The sequence below is a fragment of the Saccharopolyspora sp. SCSIO 74807 genome, from assembly GCF_037023755.1.
In the GTDB taxonomy this organism is placed as follows: Bacteria; Actinomycetota; Actinomycetes; order Mycobacteriales; family Pseudonocardiaceae; genus Saccharopolyspora_C; species Saccharopolyspora_C galaxeae.
Map to the genome: position 1 here is coordinate 6292501 of NZ_CP146100.1, position 16529 is coordinate 6309029.

18 protein-coding genes and 1 rRNA gene (1 of these 19 running past the window's edge) are annotated in these 16529 nt (G+C 69.4%); 5 read left to right on the forward strand and 14 right to left on the reverse strand.

All coding sequences use genetic code 11. The features are described 5' to 3' along the window. The 13 genes from V1457_RS28790 to V1457_RS28850 all read right to left on the reverse strand — a co-directional run. A 16S ribosomal RNA gene (locus V1457_RS28790) occupies nt 1-26 on the reverse strand (it extends 1499 nt beyond the left edge of the window). A gap of 499 nt (nt 27-525) precedes the next feature. Further along, nucleotides 526-1800 carry a tyrosine--tRNA ligase gene (tyrS, locus tag V1457_RS28795; protein WP_200072120.1) on the reverse strand — a complete coding sequence of 425 codons (1275 nt, stop codon included), beginning with the start codon at nt 1798-1800 and terminating at the stop codon, nt 526-528. Nucleotides 1801-1833: 33 nt separating this feature from the next. Continuing rightward, a complete protein-coding gene (locus V1457_RS28800) occupies nt 1834-2457 on the reverse strand; it encodes a DNA-3-methyladenine glycosylase (RefSeq protein ID WP_200072119.1) in 624 nt (207 codons plus the stop codon). Nucleotides 2458-2467: 10 nt separating this feature from the next. Next, nucleotides 2468-3913 carry an argininosuccinate lyase gene (gene argH, locus V1457_RS28805; RefSeq protein ID WP_338598264.1) on the reverse strand — a complete coding sequence of 482 codons (1446 nt, stop codon included), beginning with the start codon at nt 3911-3913 and terminating at the stop codon, nt 2468-2470. A 133-nt stretch (nt 3914-4046) separates the two neighbouring features. After that, nucleotides 4047-5240, reverse strand: a complete 1194-nt coding sequence (locus V1457_RS28810) for an argininosuccinate synthase (RefSeq protein WP_200072117.1) — start codon at nt 5238-5240, stop codon at nt 4047-4049. Then, on the reverse strand, nt 5233-5799 hold the full coding sequence (locus V1457_RS28815) for an arginine repressor (RefSeq protein WP_233627982.1): 567 nt from the start codon (nt 5797-5799) through the stop codon (nt 5233-5235). Before V1457_RS28815 ends, V1457_RS28810 begins: the two co-directional genes overlap by 8 nt. Next, entirely contained in the window at nt 5796-6719 is a 924-nt protein-coding gene (gene argF / locus V1457_RS28820; protein ID WP_200072116.1) for an ornithine carbamoyltransferase, read from the reverse strand. Before argF ends, V1457_RS28815 begins: the two co-directional genes overlap by 4 nt. A gap of 42 nt (nt 6720-6761) precedes the next feature. Then, the gene (locus V1457_RS28825) at nt 6762-7937 is read right to left on the reverse strand and encodes an acetylornithine transaminase (protein WP_338598272.1); all 1176 of its coding nucleotides are present in this window, start codon (nt 7935-7937) and stop codon (nt 6762-6764) included. After that, on the reverse strand, nt 7934-8857 hold the full coding sequence (gene argB / locus V1457_RS28830; RefSeq protein WP_200072114.1) for an acetylglutamate kinase: 924 nt from the start codon (nt 8855-8857) through the stop codon (nt 7934-7936). The genes V1457_RS28825 and argB overlap by 4 nt, the downstream gene beginning before the upstream one ends. Beyond that, nucleotides 8854-10011, reverse strand: coding sequence for a bifunctional glutamate N-acetyltransferase/amino-acid acetyltransferase ArgJ (argJ, locus tag V1457_RS28835; RefSeq protein WP_338598275.1), 1158 nt, complete (start codon nt 10009-10011; stop codon nt 8854-8856). The genes argB and argJ overlap by 4 nt, the downstream gene beginning before the upstream one ends. Beyond that, a complete protein-coding gene (locus tag V1457_RS28840; protein ID WP_338598277.1) occupies nt 10008-10385 on the reverse strand; it encodes an ACT domain-containing protein in 378 nt (125 codons plus the stop codon). Before V1457_RS28840 ends, argJ begins: the two co-directional genes overlap by 4 nt. Then, entirely contained in the window at nt 10382-11410 is a 1029-nt protein-coding gene (gene argC / locus V1457_RS28845; RefSeq protein WP_338598279.1) for an N-acetyl-gamma-glutamyl-phosphate reductase, read from the reverse strand. The genes V1457_RS28840 and argC overlap by 4 nt, the downstream gene beginning before the upstream one ends. 52 nt (nt 11411-11462) lie before the next feature. Continuing rightward, nucleotides 11463-11738, reverse strand: a complete 276-nt coding sequence (locus V1457_RS28850; protein ID WP_200072110.1) for a hypothetical protein — start codon at nt 11736-11738, stop codon at nt 11463-11465. A 107-nt stretch (nt 11739-11845) separates the two neighbouring features. On the opposite strand from V1457_RS28850, the gene V1457_RS28855 reads away from it, so the two are divergent. The 5 genes from V1457_RS28855 (at nt 11846) to V1457_RS28875 (ending at nt 15815) form a co-directional block, all read left to right on the forward strand. After that, the gene (locus V1457_RS28855; RefSeq protein WP_338598281.1) at nt 11846-12709 is read left to right on the forward strand and encodes a helix-turn-helix transcriptional regulator; all 864 of its coding nucleotides are present in this window, start codon (nt 11846-11848) and stop codon (nt 12707-12709) included. A 22-nt stretch (nt 12710-12731) separates the two neighbouring features. Next, nucleotides 12732-13010, forward strand: a complete 279-nt coding sequence (locus V1457_RS28860) for a DUF397 domain-containing protein (RefSeq protein ID WP_338598283.1) — start codon at nt 12732-12734, stop codon at nt 13008-13010. Between the two features lie 233 nt (nt 13011-13243). Beyond that, nucleotides 13244-13543, forward strand: a complete 300-nt coding sequence (locus V1457_RS28865; RefSeq protein ID WP_338598285.1) for a type VII secretion target — start codon at nt 13244-13246, stop codon at nt 13541-13543. Then, nucleotides 13543-15234 carry an alpha/beta hydrolase gene (locus tag V1457_RS28870; protein ID WP_338598287.1) on the forward strand — a complete coding sequence of 564 codons (1692 nt, stop codon included), beginning with the start codon at nt 13543-13545 and terminating at the stop codon, nt 15232-15234. Before V1457_RS28865 ends, V1457_RS28870 begins: the two co-directional genes overlap by 1 nt. A 29-nt stretch (nt 15235-15263) precedes the next feature. Continuing rightward, entirely contained in the window at nt 15264-15815 is a 552-nt protein-coding gene (locus V1457_RS28875; protein WP_338598289.1) for an LppA family lipoprotein, read from the forward strand. 1 nt (nt 15816) lies between these two features. Here V1457_RS28875 and V1457_RS28880 read toward each other — a convergent pair whose 3' ends face one another. Next, the gene (locus tag V1457_RS28880) at nt 15817-16515 is read right to left on the reverse strand and encodes a TetR family transcriptional regulator (protein ID WP_338598291.1); all 699 of its coding nucleotides are present in this window, start codon (nt 16513-16515) and stop codon (nt 15817-15819) included. Nucleotides 16516-16529 lie beyond the last annotated feature (14 nt).

Sequence of the window (16529 nt, forward strand, 5' to 3'; positions counted from 1 at the left end):
TGAGCCAGGATCAAACTCTCCAACAATGATCAGAGAAAAATCCTGCCCCGAAAAATAAACGAGGCACCCCAACCAAAACAATGGTCAGAGCAAAAACAAAGTAAGTACTACCACTCACCATCATCGGCACGCTGTTGAGTTCTCAAAGAACACACCCACACCAGAACCCCAGCACCAACCAGGCACCAAAACCCCGGGGAGTCATCTCTTCGTCTTGCTGATGTGAAACACTCTAACTTACCCCCGTTTTCGCGGTTTCGCCGGGGGTCCCTTTTGCTTTCGGGGCCTTCCGGTCCGCGGCGGCGGAGCAATGTTGAGTTCGTTTCACCGGGTCCGCCCACGCTAACACCATCGGCGAAAGCGTTGTTTGCGGTCCCCCCGTCGCGCCCGGTCCGTATGTCGGCCCGTTCCGCGCTGACTCCAAGAAAGTTACGCGCTGCCGGGGGCGAAGTCAAGCCAGCCCGCAGCGCCGCCGGAAGATCGCGAACCCGCAGGTCAGCCACCGTTTCCGGCGTCGAGATCAGGCTAGTACAGCACCTTGATCCCCGCAGTGTGACGCTTGCCACGCCGGACGATGAGCCAGCGGCCGTGCAGCAGGTCGTCCTTCGCCACGGACCAGCTCTCATCAGCGATTTTGGTGTTGTTGAGGTAGGCCCCGCCCTCGTTGACGGTGCGCCGGGCGGCGCCTCGGCCCTGGGCCAGGCCGGCTTCGACGAGCAGGTCGACGATGGTGGGCTCGTCGGCGAGGCGGACCTCGCCGGTGGGGATCTCGGCCATCGCGGCCTCCAGCGTGGGCTCGTCGAGTTCGGCGAGCTCGCCGCGGCCGAACAGGGCCTGGCTGGCGGCGATGACTTGGCGGGTCTGCTCGGCGCCGTGCACGAACGTCGTGAGCTCTTCGGCGAGCCTGCGCTGGCCGGCGCGCTGCTGGGGCCGCTCGGCGGTGAGCCGCTCCAGTTCCTCGATCTCCTCGCGGTCGAGGAAGGTGAACAGGCGCAGGTACTTGCCGACATCGGCGTCCGCGGAGTTCACGAAGTACTGGTACCAGGCGTACGGCGAGGTCAGCTCCGGATCGAGCCACACGTTGCCGCCGCCGGTGGACTTGCCGAACTTGCGGCCCTCGGCGTCGGTGACCAGCGGCAGCGTCAGCGCGTGCCCGGTGACGTTCTCCTGCCGGCGCAGCAGGTCCACGCCTGCGACGATGTTGCCCCACTGGTCGGAGCCGCCGAGCTGCAGCCGGGTGCCGTGCCTGCGGTAGAGCTGCACGAAGTCGTTGGCCTGCAACAGCATGTAGCTGAACTCCGTGTAGGACATGCCGTCGCCCTCCAGCCGCCGCTTGACGGTGTCCCTGGCCAGCATGGTGTTGATCGAGAAGTGCTTGCCGACGTCGCGCAGGAACTCGGTGACCGGCAGTTCGGCGGTCCAGTCGGTGTTGTTGGCCACGACCGCACCGGTCGGTGACTCGTCGAAGTCGACGAATTTGGCGAGCTGATCGCCGATCCTGGTGGTCCAGTCCCGCACGGTGGACACGTCGTGCAGGTTCCGCTCGCCAACGTCGCGGGGATCGCCGATGAGACCGGTGGCGCCGCCGGAGAGGATCACCGGGCGGTGCCCGGCGAGCTGGAAGCGGCGCAGCGTGAGGATCGGGATCAGGTGCCCGGCGTGCAGGCTGGACGCGGTCGGGTCGAAGCCCGCGTAGAGGGTGAGCGGGCCCTCGCTCAGGTCCGCGCGCAGCGCGGTGAGGTCGGTGGACTGCGCGATCAGGCCGCGCCAGGACAGCTCGTCAAGGATGTGCTCGCTCACGAGCACCAGTTTCGCGCACCTGCGCCAGCGGTTTTACGTCCGGTCCCGGATTCTGCGGCGCCCGCCGAGCCGGTAGGTGCTGACCGACGGCGAGCCGTCGATCCAGGACCGCCACGGCAGATCGACCGCGGTGGCGACGCCGACGCGGGGTCCGGTGCGGACGTCGTCCTCGTCGACCGTGTCACCGTTGTAGAGCCTGATCGGAGAATCCGGGGAGGTCAGGTCGATGCCGTTGTGCTCGCGGGTGATCCCGAGGACACCTGCGAGTCTGGCGGGCCCGCTGGCGACCGCGCTCTGCTTGCGCACGGCGGGACGGCGCTGCTTGGCGAGTTCGCCGCCCGCCACGACCTCCCCGGCGCGCAGCAGCACCGCGCCGGGGACGCCGTCGGTCAGGCACACCACGTTGATGCAGAAGTGCATTCCGTAGACGAAGTAGACGTACAGGTGCCCGGCCGGACCGAACATCACGGCGTTGCGCTCGGTTCGGCCGCGGTAGCAGTGCGAAGCCGGGTCGTCGCCCCCGCGGTACGCCTCGACCTCGACCAGCCGCACCCGCACTTCGCCTTCGGGGCCGGTCGAGTGCAGCTCGCAGCCGAGCAGCCGCCGAGCCACCCGAAGCGGGTCGTGCGCGAGTTCGTCGCTAGTCACCTGATGCACGGCCCGGACACTACCGGCCGTGTTCGCGGCGTTCTCCGGCCGACGACCACGCCCGGTGCGCGCGGACCGCTTCGACGACGCGCGTGAGCTGCTCGGAGACCCGCGCAGGGGCGGTTCCGCCGTCCGCGTCGCGGGAGGCGACCGAGCCGGGCACGGTGAGCACCTCGCGGACTGCGGGGGTGAGCGCGGCGTGCGCTCCGGACAGCTCGTCGTCGGTCAGTTCGTCCAGGCCGACGCCGCGGGCTTCGGCCAGCCGCACGCACTCCCCCGAGGCTTCGTGCGCCACGCGGAACGGGACCCCCTGCCGCACCAGCCACTCGGCGATGTCGGTGGCCAGCGTGAAACCGGCCGGCGCGAGTTCGGCCATCCGGTCGGTGTGGAAGGTGAGGGTGCCGAGCATCCCGGCCATCGCGGGCAGCAGCAGGTCCAGGTGCTCGACGGAGTCGAAGACCGGTTCCTTGTCCTCCTGCAGGTCGCGGTTGTAGGCAAGCGGCTGGGCCTTGAGCGTGGTCAGCAGGCTCGTCAGGTTGCCGAGCAGCCTGCCGGACTTGCCGCGGGCGAGTTCGGCGACGTCCGGGTTCTTCTTCTGCGGCATGATCGAGCTGCCGGTGGCCCAGGCGTCGTCGAGGGTGACGTAGCCGAATTCGGCGGTGTTCCAGATGATCACTTCTTCGGCCACGCGGGACAGGTTCACCCCGAGCATGGCCAGGCAGAACGCCGATTCGGCCGCGAAGTCGCGGGAGGCGGTGCCGTCGATGGAGTTGTCCACGGCGCCGTCGAAGCCGAGCTCCTCGGCCACCGCCTGCGGGTCCAGGCCGAGCGAGGAACCGGCCAGCGCGCCCGATCCGTACGGGGAGAACGCGGTGCGCGCGTCCCAGTCCCGCATCCGTTGCACATCGCGCAGCAGCGCTTGGCAATGTGCGAGCAGGTGGTGCGCGAGCAGCACGGGCTGGGCGTGCTGCAGGTGGGTCCGGCCCGGCAGCACCGCATCCGGGTGCGCTTGCGCCTGGCTGACCAGGGCGTCGACCACGTCCAGGACGCCGGAGGCGACGCGGCGGGTGGCGTCCCGCAGCCACATCCGGAACAGGGTGGCGACCTGGTCGTTGCGGGAGCGGCCGGCGCGCAGCTTGCCGCCGAGGTCGTTGCCGACTCGTTCGAGCAGGCCGCGTTCGAGCGCGGTGTGCACGTCCTCGTCCGCGACGACCGGCTGGAACGCGCCGGACTCGACGTCGGCGGCGAGTTCGTCGAGGCCGCGCAGCATCCCGTCGAGCTCGTCGCCGGTGAGCAGGCCCGCGCGGTGCAGCACCCGGGCGTGCGCGCGGGAACCGGCGATGTCGTAGGGCGCCAGGCGCCAGTCGAAGTGCGTGGACAGGCTCAGCGCCGCCATCGCCTCGGCCGGGCCGGAGGCGAAGCGGCCGCCCCAGAGCTTGGTGGGCTCGCTGCCTTGCTGGGTCACGGTTTTCCTCGGGTGGGGAGTCGGGTTTGCGGGAAGTCCGGGGCGGAGCACCGTCCGCTCGGGAAGGCGTGGCGACACGACTGCGGCGCGGCGGCGGAGGAGTTCCCCGCCACCGCGCCCGATGCCTGCGCGCTCAGCCCTGGTCGCGCTTCGCGGCGATCTTGCTGGGCAGGCCCCACAACTGCACGAAGCCCTTGGCCAGGCCCTGGTCGAAGGTGTCGCCCTCGTCGTAGGTGGCCAGGTTGAAGTCGTACAGCGACTGCTCGCTGCGCCTGCCGTTGACCACCGCGCGGCCGCCGTGCAGCGACATCCGGATGTCGCCGCTGACGTGCTGCTGCGAGTCGGCGATGAAGGCGTCCAGCGAGTCCTTCAGCGGCGAGAACCACAGGCCGTCGTAGACCAGCTCGCCCCAGCGCTGCGCCACGGTCCGCTTGAACCGGGCCAGGTCGCGCTCCAGCGTGACGTCCTCGAGCTCCTGGTGGGCGGTGATCAGCGCCAGCGCGCCCGGCGCCTCGTAGATCTCGCGGCTCTTGATGCCCACCAGCCGGTCCTCGACCATGTCGAGGCGCCCGATGCCCTGCGCGCCCGCGCGCTGGTTGAGCTGCTGGATCGCCTGCAGGACGCTGACCTTCTGGCCGTCGATGGCGACCGGCACGCCGCGGTCGAAGGTGATCACGACCTCGTCGGCCTCGCGCGGGGTGGCCGGGTTCTCGGTGTAGGAGTAGACGTCCTCGACCGGCGCGTTCCAGATGTCCTCCAGGAACCCGGTCTCCACGGCCCGGCCCCAGACGTTCTGGTCGATCGAGTACGGCGACTTCTTGCTCACGTCGATCGGCAGGTCGCGGTCCTCGGCCCAGGCGATGGCCTTCTCGCGGGTCCAGGCGAAGTCCCGGACCGGGGCGATGACCTTCAGGTCCGGGGCCAGCGCGCCGATGCCGACCTCGAAGCGCACCTGGTCGTTGCCCTTACCGGTGCAGCCGTGCGAGACGGTGGTGGCGCCGTGCGCCTTGGCCGCGTCGGTGAGGTGCTTGACGATCAGCGGCCGGGACACCGCCGAAACCAGCGGGTACCGGTCCATGTACAGCGCATTGGCCTGCAGCGCGGGCAGGCAGTACTGGTCGGCGAACTCGTCGCGGGCGTCCGCGACGACCGCTTCGACCGCGCCGCACTCCAGCGCCCGCTTGCGCACCGTCTCCAGGTCTTCGCCGCCCTGGCCGACGTCGACCGCGACGGCGACGACCTCGGTACCGGTCTCCTCGGCGATCCAGCCGATGGCCACGGAGGTGTCCAGGCCACCGGAGTAGGCCAGCACTACCCGCTCACTCATGATCGTTGCTCCTGTTCGGGTCTGGTTGTGGTTGCCGCGGGGGCTCGCCCGCGTCGTGTTCGCCCGCCTCGTCGGCACCGCGTTCGCCGGAGGCCATGTTGCTGAACCGCTCGGCCAGGTCCAGGCCGGTCAGCGGCTCGCGGGCCACCACCATCACGGTGTCGTCACCGGCGATGGAGCCGACGACCTCCAGCAGCGCCGCCCGGTCGATGGCGCTGGCCAGGAACTGGGCGGCGCCGGGCGGGGTGCGCAGCACGGTGAGGTTGCCGGAGCCGTCGGCGGAGACCAGCAGCTCGGCGAGCAACCTGCTCAGCCGCGAGGTGCCGCCCTGCACCCCGCGCACCGGGCTGCCGTCCTCCGGGATGACGTAGACGGCGGCGCCGCCGTCCGGTCCGCGCAGCTTCACCGCGCCGAGCTCGTCGAGGTCCCGGGACAGCGTGGCCTGGGTGACCTCGATGCCGTCCCCGGCCAGCAGCCGGGCCAGTTCGGTCTGGCTGCGTATCCCCATCGACGATACGAGTTCGACGATGCGGGCCTGCCGGGCCGCCCTGGTGCTCATGGCCGCCGCACCAGCCAGCTCAGCAGGGCCTTCTGCGCGTGCAGCCGGTTCTCCGCCTCGTCGAAGACCGCGCTTGCCGGGCCGTCGAGGACTTCGTCGGTGATCTCCCAGCCGCGGTGCGCGGGCAGGCAGTGCAGCACGGTGGTCTCGACGCCGGTTGCGCCGAGCAGGTCGGTGTTGACCTGGAACGGGCGGAACGGGCTCACCCGGTCCTTGCCGTCGTTCTCCTGGCCCATGGAGGTCCACGAGTCGGTGACGAGCACGTCGGCTCCGTCCACCGATGTACGCGGGTCGGTGTGCAGCGCCACCGATCCGCCGGTTTCGGCGGCCCGCTTGTTGGCCGCGTCGAGCACCCACTGCGCGGGGGCGAAGCCCTCGGGGGCGCCGATGCGGACGTGCATTCCCGCGGTGGCTCCGCCGATGAGCAGCGAGTGGGCCATGTTGTTCGCGCCGTCCCCGAGGTAGGTCAGGGTGCGCCCGGCCAGCGTGCCGTGGCGTTCGCGGACGGTCTGCAGGTCGGCGAGGACCTGGCAGGGGTGGAACTCGTCGGTGAGCGCGTTGACGACCGGCACGGTCGAGGCCGCGGACATCGACTGCATCCGCGCCTGCGCGAAGGTGCGCCACACGACGATGTCGGCGTAGCGGGACAGCACGCGGGAGGTGTCTTCGATGGTCTCCTCGCGCCCGAGCTGCATCATCCGGCCGTCGACCACGATCGGCTGGCCGCCGAGCTGATGGATGCCGACTTCGAAGGACAGCCGGGTGCGGGTGGAGTTCTTCTCGAAGATCACCGCCACGGACTTGTTGCGCAGCACGTCGTCGCTGTGCGGGTCGGTCTTGTAGTGGGCGGCGAGGTCGAGCACTTCGGCCTGTTCGTCGGGGCCGAGGTCGTCATCGCGCAGAAAGTGCCGGGGTGCCACAGCGTCACCTCCGCGGATCGTGGTGGGACTCGGGCTCGCAAGTCATTCGGCGAGCCGGAGAAGTTCGGGGAGCCGGTCGAGCAGTTGCCGCACCTGGTCGTGCTGCACGACCAGCGGCGGGCTGAGCCGCAGCACGTCCGGCTGCACGGCGTTGATCAGGAAGCCGGCTTCCTGGGCGGCCGCGGACACCTTGGCCGCGACGGGTTCGGTCAGGCGCACGCCGAGCAGCAGCCCGTGCCCGCGGACTTCGGCGATCAGCGGGTGGTCGATGGCGCGCACTCCCGCGGCGAGTTCTTCGCCGACGGACTTCACATGTTCGAGCAGCCCGTCCTCGCGGATGGTGCGCAGCACGGCCAGCGCCGCCGCGCAGGCGACCGGGTTGCCGCCGAAGGTGGTGCCGTGCTGGCCGGGTTGCAGCAGCTCACCGGTTTCACCGAGGCCGATGCAGGCGCCGAGCGAAAGTCCGCCGCCGAGCCCCTTGGCCAGCGTGATCACGTCGGGTTCGACGCCGTCGCGCTGGAACGCGAACCATTCGCCGGTGCGGCCGATGCCGGTCTGCACCTCGTCCAGGACAAGCAGCGCGCCGTGCCGCGAGGTGATCTCGCGCGCGGCGCGCAGATAGCCCTCGGGCGGGACGACCACGCCGTTCTCGCCCTGCACGGGTTCGAGGAACAGCGCGGCGGTCGTGTCGTCCACCGCGGACTCGAGCGCGGCCACGTCGCCGTAGGGCACGTGCTCGACTCCGCCGGGCAGCGGCTCGAACGGCAGCTGCTTCGCGGGCTGGCCGGTCAGGGCGAGCGCGCCCATGGTGCGGCCGTGGAAGCCGCCTTCGGTGGCGACGACCTTGCTGCGGCCGGTGAGCCTGCTGATCTTGAACGCGGCTTCGTTGGCCTCGGCGCCGGAATTGCAGAACAGCACCCGGCCGCTCGCCCCGGCCAGCTCCAGCAGTTGCTCGGCCAGCTGCAAGCCGTTCTCGTGCGCGTAGAAGTTCGAGACGTGCCCGAGGCTGCCGATCTGCTCGGTCACCGCTTCGACCACCGCGGGGTGGGCGTGGCCGAGCGCGTTGACCGCGATGCCGCTGACGAAGTCCAGGTAGTCGCGGCCGTCGGCGTCGGTGACGGTGCAGCCCGAGCCGCGCACCAGGGTCAGCTTCGGGGTGCCGTAGTTGTCCATCATGGACGTCTGCCACCGCTGGGCGGCGGTGACGTTGCTGGTCATGAGTTTTCGACCTCGCTTTTCGTGCTGGGCAGCACCATCGTTCCAACGCCGGCGCTGGTGAAGACCTCCAGCAGCACCGAGTGCGCGAGCCTGCCGTCGATGACGTGCGCGCGGGGTACGCCGCCGCGCACCGCGCGCAGGCACGCCTCCATCTTCGGCACCATGCCGGAGTCCAGGCCCGGCAGCAGCCGCTCCAGCTCGTCCGCGTCCAATCTGGACACCAGCGACGAGCGGTCCGGCCAGTCGGTGTAGAGACCTTCGACGTCGGTGAGCACGACGAGCTTTTCCGCGCCCAGCTCCTTCGCCAGCGCACCGGCCGCGGTGTCGGCATTGACGTTGTGCACCACGCCGTCCGCGTCCGGGGCCACTGTGGACACCACCGGGATGCGTCCGGCGTCGATCAGGTCGTGCACCGCGTCGGAGTTGACCGAGACCACGTCGCCGACCAGGCCCACGTCGACCGCTTCGCCGTCGACCAGGGCGGTGCGGCGCGCGGCGGTGAACAGCTGGGCGTCCTCACCGGACATCCCCACCGCGTGCGGGCCGTGCTGGTTGATCAGGCCGACGAGTTCGCGCCCGACCTGGCCGACCAGCACCATCCGCACGACGTCCATGGTTTCCGGCGTGGTGACCCGCAGGCCGCCGCGGAACTCCCCCGCCATGCCGAGCCGGTCGAGCATCGAGGTGATCTGCGGGCCGCCGCCGTGCACGATCACCGGCCGCAGCCCGGCCAGCCGCAGGAACACCATGTCCTGCGCGAAGGCGGCCTTGAGCTCGTCGTCGACCATGGCGTTGCCGCCGTACTTGACCACGACGGTCGCGCCGTGGAAGCGCTCCAGCCACGGCAGGGCTTCGACCAGCACGCCGGCTTTCTCCCCCGCGCGGGCGAGGCGGTCGGTGCTTTGCGGGTACGTGGTCATGACGAGTACGCGCTGTTCTCTTCGACGTAGCCGTGCGAGAGGTCGGTGGACAGGATCGTCGCCTCGTGCTCGCCGAGGTGCAGGTCCACCGCGATCTCGATGTCGCGGCGGGTGAGGTCGGCTTCGCTGCGGTCCCGGTCGGGCAGGCCGCCCGCGAACAGCCGTACGCCGTTGACGGAGATCTCGGCTTTGCCGACGTCGATGCCGACGCCAGCGCGGCCCAGCGCCATCGCGATCCGGCCCCAGTTCGGGTCGGAGCCGAACAGCGCGGTTCCGACCAGGTTGTCCTCGGCGATGATCCGTCCGATGCGGACGGCGTCGTCCTCGGTCCGCGCGCCGCGCACGGTGATGTCGACGGCCTTGGTGGCGCCCTCGGCGTCGTGCTGCAGGCCGCGGACCAGGTCGGTGCAGGCGTTCTTGAGCTGCTCGGCGAAGTCCTCAGTGGACGGTTCGATGCCGGAGGCGCCGGAGGCGAGCACGAGCACCGTGTCGTTGGTGGAGGTGCCGCCGTCGACGTCGAGCCGGTCGAAGGTGACGCGGGTGGCCGCGCGCAGCGCCTCGTCGAGGGATTCCTTGGAGATCACGGCGTCGGTGGTGAGCACGCTGAGCATGGTCGCGAGGTTCGGGGCGAGCATTCCGGCGCCCTTGGCGAAACCGCCGATGGACCAGCCAGCTCCGGCGGCGTGCGCCTGCTTCGGCACGCTGTCGGTGGTCAGGATCGCGGTCGCCGCGTCGGTCGCGGCTTGCTCGGTGTCCGCCAGCGACTTCGCCGCACCGTCCACTCCGGACAGAACGGCGTCCATCGGGAGGCGTTCGCCGATGAGGCCGGTGGAGCACACCGCTACGTCGATCGCGCCGATTTCCAGGGATTCCGCGACCTTCTCGGCCGTGGCGTGGGTGTCCTGGAAGCCTTCCGGTCCGGTGCAGGCGTTGGCGCCGCCGGAGTTGAGCACCACCGCGCGCAGGCTCTGCTCCTGCAGCACCTGCTGCGACCACAGCACCGGCGCGGCTTTGACCTGGTTCGTGGTGAACACGCCCGCGGCGGTGGACTGCGGGCCGTCGTTGACCACGAGCGCCAGGTCTCGGGCACCGCCGGCTTTGATCCCGGCGGCGACGCCTGCCGCGCGGAAACCGGCGGGGGCGGTGACGCTCATGCGAACTCCTCGGTGTGCACGGTGTGGCCTTCGGCGGTCAGCGCCGATCGGGCCGCCTCGGCGTGTTCGGCCGGGACGAGAATCCAGTCGGTGTCGAAAGTGGACAGTGTGAAGACGCTGATCTCCGCGCGCGCCAGCGGGTTCAGCAGCTCGGCGAGCACGCCGGTGAGCGAGAACTCCAGCGGGCCGCGTACTTCCAGTGCGCGGAACGGCCCTTCGACGGTGTCCAGGCCCGCGGCTGCTTCGTACGGGAGCACGAGGGTGCGGCCCTTCGCGGTGACCAGCTCGGCCCGGATCGGACCGGTCTCCGGCAGCGGCTCGTCGGTGGCGACGACCGCGAGAGGTTCGTCGTGCAGGTGCAGCGTCCAGGTCACGGGGCGACTCCCGCGAACGGCAACCCGGTCGTCTCGGGCAGGCCCAGCGCGAGGTTCATGCACTGCACCGCGCCGCCCGCGGTGCCCTTGGTGAGGTTGTCCTCGGCGCCGACCGCGACCAGCCGACCGGCGTCGGAGTCCACTGTGACTTGCACGTGAACGGTGTTGGCGCCGATCGTCGCCGAGGTCTGCGGCCAGCTCCCCGCGGGCAGCACCTGCACGAACGGCTCATCGCCGTAGGCGTCGAGGTAGACCTTGCGGGCCGCGTCGGCGTCGACATCACCGCGCAGCGGAGCGGTGCAGGTGGCGAGGATTCCGCGCGGCATCGGTGCGAGCACCGGCGTGAACGAGACCTTGACTGACTCGCCCGCGACCGCGGAGAGGTTCTGGATCATTTCCGGGGTGTGCCGGTGCGCGCCGCCGACGCCGTAGACGCTGGCCGAGCCCATGACTTCGGCCGAGAGCAGGTGCGGCTTGAGCGAACGCCCCGCGCCGGAAGTTCCGGTGACCGCGACGACCGTGGCGTCCGGCTCGACCAGCCCGGCCGCCAGCGCGGGCACCAGCGTCAGCGACGAGACCGTGGGGAAGCAGCCGGGGACCGCGACCCGCTTGGTGCTGCGCAGCTTCTCGCGCCCGCCGGGGAGTTCGGGGATGCCGTAGGGCCAGGTGCCGGGGTGCTCACCGCCGTACCAGCGCTGCCAGTCGGCGGGGTCGTTGAGCCGGTGGTCGGCGCCGCAGTCGATGACCACCGCGGCATCGCCGAGTTCGGCGGCGATCGCAGCGGAGTGCCCGTGCGGCAGCGCGAGGAACACGACGTCGTGCCCGGCGAGCTCGGCGGCGGAGGTCTCGGTGAGTTCGCGCTCGGCCAGCGGCACCAGGTTCGGGTGGTGCGCGCCCAGCTTGCTGCCCGCGTTGCCGCCCGCGCTCAACGTGCCGATCTCGACTTCCGGATGCGCCAGCAACAAGCGGAGCAGTTCCCCGCCCGCGTAGCCGCTCGCACCCGCGACTGCCACCCGAACCGTCATGCGGATGATTATGCATTCTTATGCAACATCAATCAAGGATGGGTGGTGCGGGCTACAGCCAGACCAACCGGACGTCGCGGATCAGCGAGAACATCTCCAGCGTGGACTCGCCCGAGTCGGCGTTGCCCATCATCCCGCCCGGGCCGACGAAAACCGCGCCCGGACCGCGGCCGTCCGGGCTGCGTTGCGCGCTGACGTCCAGGCCCCAGACGCAGACCTCGGCGTCGACCACCTCGCCGCGTTCCCGCACGAGCTCGTAGAGCGCGAACGGCCGCGGGCGCACACCCTCGGAGAGTTCGCGGAGCAGTTGAGCCTCACCGTCGGACATCGCCGACTCCCTTCACCGGGGATCCTGATGGATTCAGCTTAGCGAGCAACTTGCTCATAAACAGTCGCCGAATCAGGTGATCCAGTTTTCCCGGTGACGGTGGCACCATGATCGGCGTGGCTCCGGACCCGAAGATGCTCAAGATCCAGCTCGGCATAGAACTGCGCCGCCTGCGCGAAGAATCCGAACGCACCGCCGCCGAGGCAGCGGCGGTCGTAGGCGGCACCGCGCCGAAGATCAGCAAGATCGAAAGCGGCAAGCAGGGCGTCACGACCGCAGAGGTCGAGAAGCTGGCCGAGCTTTACAAGGCACCGGCCAAGCGCCGGAAGTACCTGATCGGCCTCGCGAGCCAGTTGCCCAAGCGCAGCCCGCGTCGCACGACGTATCGGGACGCCGTGCCCGACTGGTTCCAGCGGTTCCACGCGCTGGAGTACGCGGCTACGGACATGCGGATCTACGAAGTGGAGATCGTTACCGGGCTGCTCCAGACCGAGGCGTACGCCCGCTCAACGATCGAAGCCTGGGAACCGGCTGCGGATCCGCGGTTGATCGAACGGCAGGTACAGACGCGGATGGACCGGCAGGAGGTCCTGACCCGGCGGCAAAAGCCGCTCAACTTGCAGGTGGTCCTCAGCGAGGCGGCGCTGCGGCGCGTGCAGGGCAACTCGGACATCATGCGTGAACAGCTGGATAGCTTGATCGAAGCATCCCATAGACCCAACGTTGAGCTCAGAGTCTTGCCTTTCGCGGTACCGAACCGCATCGCCGTGGCATCCGCCGTTTTCCTCCTACGTTTGAAAGAGCAGCAGCTGTCGGCCGTCTACCTCGAAGACGTTCTCGGAGCGAGCTACCTGGACGACCCTGAGGAGTTCACGCGCTACAACGTCGTTTTCGAGCGACTGCGCTCGGCCTCGCTGCCGGAAGAGGAGTCGCGCGAGTTCACCGCTAAGGTGGCCGGGTCATACGGCTAGGTGATCTTCGAGAGTGGTGGCCATGACCCCGGACTTCTCCAATGCAATCTGGCGCAAGTCCAGCCGCAGCGGCTCAAGTGGCGGCGCTTGCGTGGAAGTTGCCTTCGTCTCGGCCGATGCCGCGTGGCGCAAGTCGAGCCGAAGCCAAGGCAACGGCGGCGCCTGCGTCGAGGTCGCGGTGGAGCCTTCGGTGGTCGGCATCCGCGACTCGAAGTCCCCCGACGGCCCGGTGCTCGCCTTCGACCGCGGCACCTTCACCACGTTCCTCGACTCGCTCAAATCCCGAGTTCTCCAGGAGTGAACGGACCGCTCGTCCCACTAGATTGGACGAACAGTCCGTTCGCTCTACGGCCGAACCGCGGGGCGACGCGCGGAGCGACTTCGCCCGATCCGAGCAAGGTGCTCTGAGTGAACGGACTGTTGGTCCCACTAGATTGGTCAAACGGTCCGTTCACTCGGGGAGAAATGGGCGAAACGGGGATCTTGGGTGGCGTGCGCTGCTAAGGTCCGCCTCCGGCACGAGGAGGGGCGCCCATGGGCTACGAGGTCGTGACCGGGGAGTTGGAACGGGCGGCGGATTCCGCGGAATCCGCTGCTGAGCAGGCGAAGCAGGCGCGGCTGGAAGTGGCGGCCGGGAAGATCGGGCGGGCGTTGCCGGGGTCGGCGTCGGCTCCGGCGGCGAAGGCGACCGGCGGGAGCTGGCGCGGCACGATCGACGCCTGGTGCCGGGACACCGACGAGTACGCGAACTCGCTGCGGGCCAGCGCCGAGAACTACCGCGCGGGGGAACGCAACGCCTCGGCAGAGCTGAAGCAGCCCGGTGGTGGCGCCTGATGGTCAACATCGGAGACATCCGCCGCTGGCAACCGGGCCGGCTCGACGAGTCGGCCGACGACCTCAAGCGCGAACAGGACTGCCTGGTCCGGCTCGACGACGAACTCGTCCACTCCGGCAAACCCCGCGAATGGCACGGCGAAGCCGCCGACTCCGCCGCGGGCAAGCATCGCGAACTCGGCGAGCGGATGCGGGAACTCGTCACCGAAGTCTCAACCGTCCGCTCGACGGTGATCGCCACCGCCGACGAGGTCCTGGCGGTTCGCGAGCAGCTGGCCGAGGCCGATGCGCTAGCCCGCGCGTACAACTTCCGCATCGGCGACGGCGGCGACATCGAAGACCTCGGAACACCGCCGGACACCCCGCCCGACCAAGCCCGGGCGGTCGACTCGGACCGACATCGCAAAGTGCGCCCGGAGCTGGCCGACCGGGTCGAGCAGATTCTGCAGCGAGCCGACGACGCCGACGGCGAACTCGCCAAAGTTCTCCGCGACGCGGACAAGGATCTGATCGACACCCGCGGAGCGCACAACCTCGCCGAAGCCGCCAAGCTCGGCGACGCCCGCGGCCTCGGCGAAACGATCGAACCGCCCGCCGGTGGAACTCCGGCGCAGCACGCGGACTGGTGGAAATCCCTGCCCGCCGAGACGAAGTCCGCGCTGGCGACCGCTCCCCCGCCCTGGCTCGGCAACATGGACGGCATCCCGGCGGCCGTGCGCCACACCGCCAACGTCAACCGCATCGACGACGAGCGCGCCGCGCTGCAAGCCCGAGCGACGCAGCTGCAAAGCGCGGTCGACAAGCCGCAGGCGGGACCCGGTGGCCACCTCGTCCAGAGCAGATACCAACGCCAGCTCGACCAGGTGCAGGCGAAGCTGACGTCCCTGGACAACGTGGAATCCACGATGGCGCGCGGAAATCGGCAACTGCTCGTGCTCGACACCTCCGGCGAACGCACCAAGGCAGCGGTCGGCATCGGCAACGTCGACACCGCCGAGCACGTCACCGTGTTCACACCCGGCATGGACAGCGCGGTCGAGCGCGGCAGCTTGGGTGACTACGACCGGAGCATGGACATGTTGGCGCAAGACGCGCAGTTGCAGTCGGATCAGTACGGCGATGGCGGGAAAGTCGCCGCTGTCACTTGGCTCGGCTACGAAGCGCCGCAACTTTCCGAAACCGCTGACCCGAGTGATTCAGTGGCAAGTTCTGGTGGCGCTGAGCGCGGCGGGGAGAAGCTTTCGGACTTCTACCGGGGCATCAACGAATCAAGGCCCGACGACCCGAACCTGGTCGCGATGGGGCATTCCTACGGCTCGACCACCACCGGGTATGCCTTGCAGGAGAACGGGACCGGGGTCGATGCAGCGCTGACCATGGGTTCCCCCGGCATCGGAACCCCGATGGCCAGCGACCTCAACGTTCCGGACGACCGGCTCTACAACCTGGAATCGGACCAGGACGTCGTTGCCGACCTCGGACACTTCGGCGGAGACCCATCGTGGAAACCAGGAATCGACGAACTGTCTACTGAGGACGCAGTCGCCCCGGACGGGCAGCAGCTCAAGGAGTCGACCGGACACAACACAGGCGGGCCCGACGGCTACCTCAACCGTGGGAACACCAGCCAATACAACGCCAGCGTCGTCGCGGCCGGGCTTCCGGACCGTGCGGTGGATGGATGGCAATGATCGGACGCCCCCACAACCAAGGACGGACCTTGAAACGCATCGCGCTTCTCGCGTTGGTGGCCCTGAGCATCACCGGCTGCGGAGGCAACAACCTCGGCCCTGAGTTCGGAGGAAGCATGGAAGAGCAACGTGCCGAGCTCATGAGTCGCCCCAGCATCGAAGAAGCCAGCGCACGCTATCTCGAGATGCACACCAAGATCCGCGATCAGCTCACGGCCGCATACCCCTGGATGCGTTGGGAGCAAACGCGCGAACTCAACAGAGCCGGCTGCTCCGACTTCGACGCGTTCACCGACATCGGCGAAAGCCAGACCCTCGGCGTGTGGCGGGCCAACGGCAACATCCCCGACGCCGAGTGGCCCCGCGCCCAGCAGATCGTCGCCGACGTGAGCCGCGAATACGGCTTCGCAGCACCGGAAACCGTCGTCAGCCGACCCTCCGATCACCAGGTCGTAGGCAGCGACCGCTTCGGCGGCGGATACCGCTTCGGCACCGCCAAGAACACCGTGATCAACGGCAGCACCGGCTGCCACCTCCCCCAAGCCGAAAAGGACAAGCAAGCGCCGCCGCCAGCGCGGTGAATCAACTCGGGTCGATCGGGCCCGTTCCCAGCGGAGCGTCCTCGGCTCGGGCCAGCAGCCCGGAGATCGTCACCGCCAAGGATCGCCGCAGCATGTCGGTGAAGTTCATCCGCAGCTCGGCCAGCGCCGGGTCGGCTGCGTAGGCGGCCAGCATCGCCTCGGACGGCCGGCAAAGCGGCCATGCCGATGCGGCCAGCAGCGCGATCATCGCGACGAGGCGGGTCGCGTCGTGCGCGCCGAGCTCCGGGAGGTATCCGCGGATCAGCCGGGCCTGCTCCTCGAGGGCGCGCTTGGTCTCGCGCTTGTGCCGAAGGGCGACATCGGTGGAGACGTTGTGCTCCAAGACCGCGGCGTGCGCGCTGTTGAGGTCGCACAGCACCGGCCGTCGCGCCAGCGACTCGGTCAGGACCGCGGCCAGCCGGTCCTCGCGTTGCCGCTGCGCACCTTCGGCGGGTTCGAGCGACCGCTCCAACTCGGCGATCCAGTCCTGCATTTCGGCGTCCAGCAGTTCGAGCAGGACGTCCTCGCGCGACTCGAAGTAGCGCAGCACGTTGGACTTGGCCAGCCCGACGCGCCGGCTCAACTCGTTGAGGCTGATCTTCGCGACCGGCATCTCGGTGAGCATCGCGGCGGCGGTGGCCAGGATCTGGCGCCGCCGTTCGTTCCGCTGCTGCTCGCTGCGGGCGCGCTGGAAGCACATGCGAGGAACCCTAA

Bases quoted from the DNA above. Each gene is read 5' to 3' on its own strand.
- V1457_RS28815 (WP_233627982.1), bottom strand. From the start codon at position 5,799: ATGAGCACCAGGGCGGCCCGGCAGGCCCGCATCGTCGAACTCGTATCG.
- V1457_RS28860 (WP_338598283.1), top strand. From the start codon at position 12,732: ATGACCCCGGACTTCTCCAATGCAATCTGGCGCAAGTCCAGCCGCAGC.
- V1457_RS28810 (WP_200072117.1), bottom strand. From the start codon at position 5,240: ATGAGTGAGCGGGTAGTGCTGGCCTACTCCGGTGGCCTGGACACCTCC.
- V1457_RS28865 (WP_338598285.1), top strand. From the start codon at position 13,244: ATGGGCTACGAGGTCGTGACCGGGGAGTTGGAACGGGCGGCGGATTCC.
- argJ (WP_338598275.1), bottom strand. From the start codon at position 10,011: ATGAGCGTCACCGCCCCCGCCGGTTTCCGCGCGGCAGGCGTCGCCGCC.
- V1457_RS28825 (WP_338598272.1), bottom strand. From the start codon at position 7,937: ATGACCAGCAACGTCACCGCCGCCCAGCGGTGGCAGACGTCCATGATG.
- V1457_RS28880 (WP_338598291.1), bottom strand. From the start codon at position 16,515: ATGTGCTTCCAGCGCGCCCGCAGCGAGCAGCAGCGGAACGAACGGCGG.
- V1457_RS28870 (WP_338598287.1), top strand. From the start codon at position 13,543: ATGGTCAACATCGGAGACATCCGCCGCTGGCAACCGGGCCGGCTCGAC.
- argB (WP_200072114.1), bottom strand. From the start codon at position 8,857: ATGACCACGTACCCGCAAAGCACCGACCGCCTCGCCCGCGCGGGGGAG.
- argC (WP_338598279.1), bottom strand. From the start codon at position 11,410: ATGACGGTTCGGGTGGCAGTCGCGGGTGCGAGCGGCTACGCGGGCGGG.
- V1457_RS28850 (WP_200072110.1), bottom strand. From the start codon at position 11,738: ATGTCCGACGGTGAGGCTCAACTGCTCCGCGAACTCTCCGAGGGTGTG.
- V1457_RS28855 (WP_338598281.1), top strand. From the start codon at position 11,846: ATGATCGGCGTGGCTCCGGACCCGAAGATGCTCAAGATCCAGCTCGGC.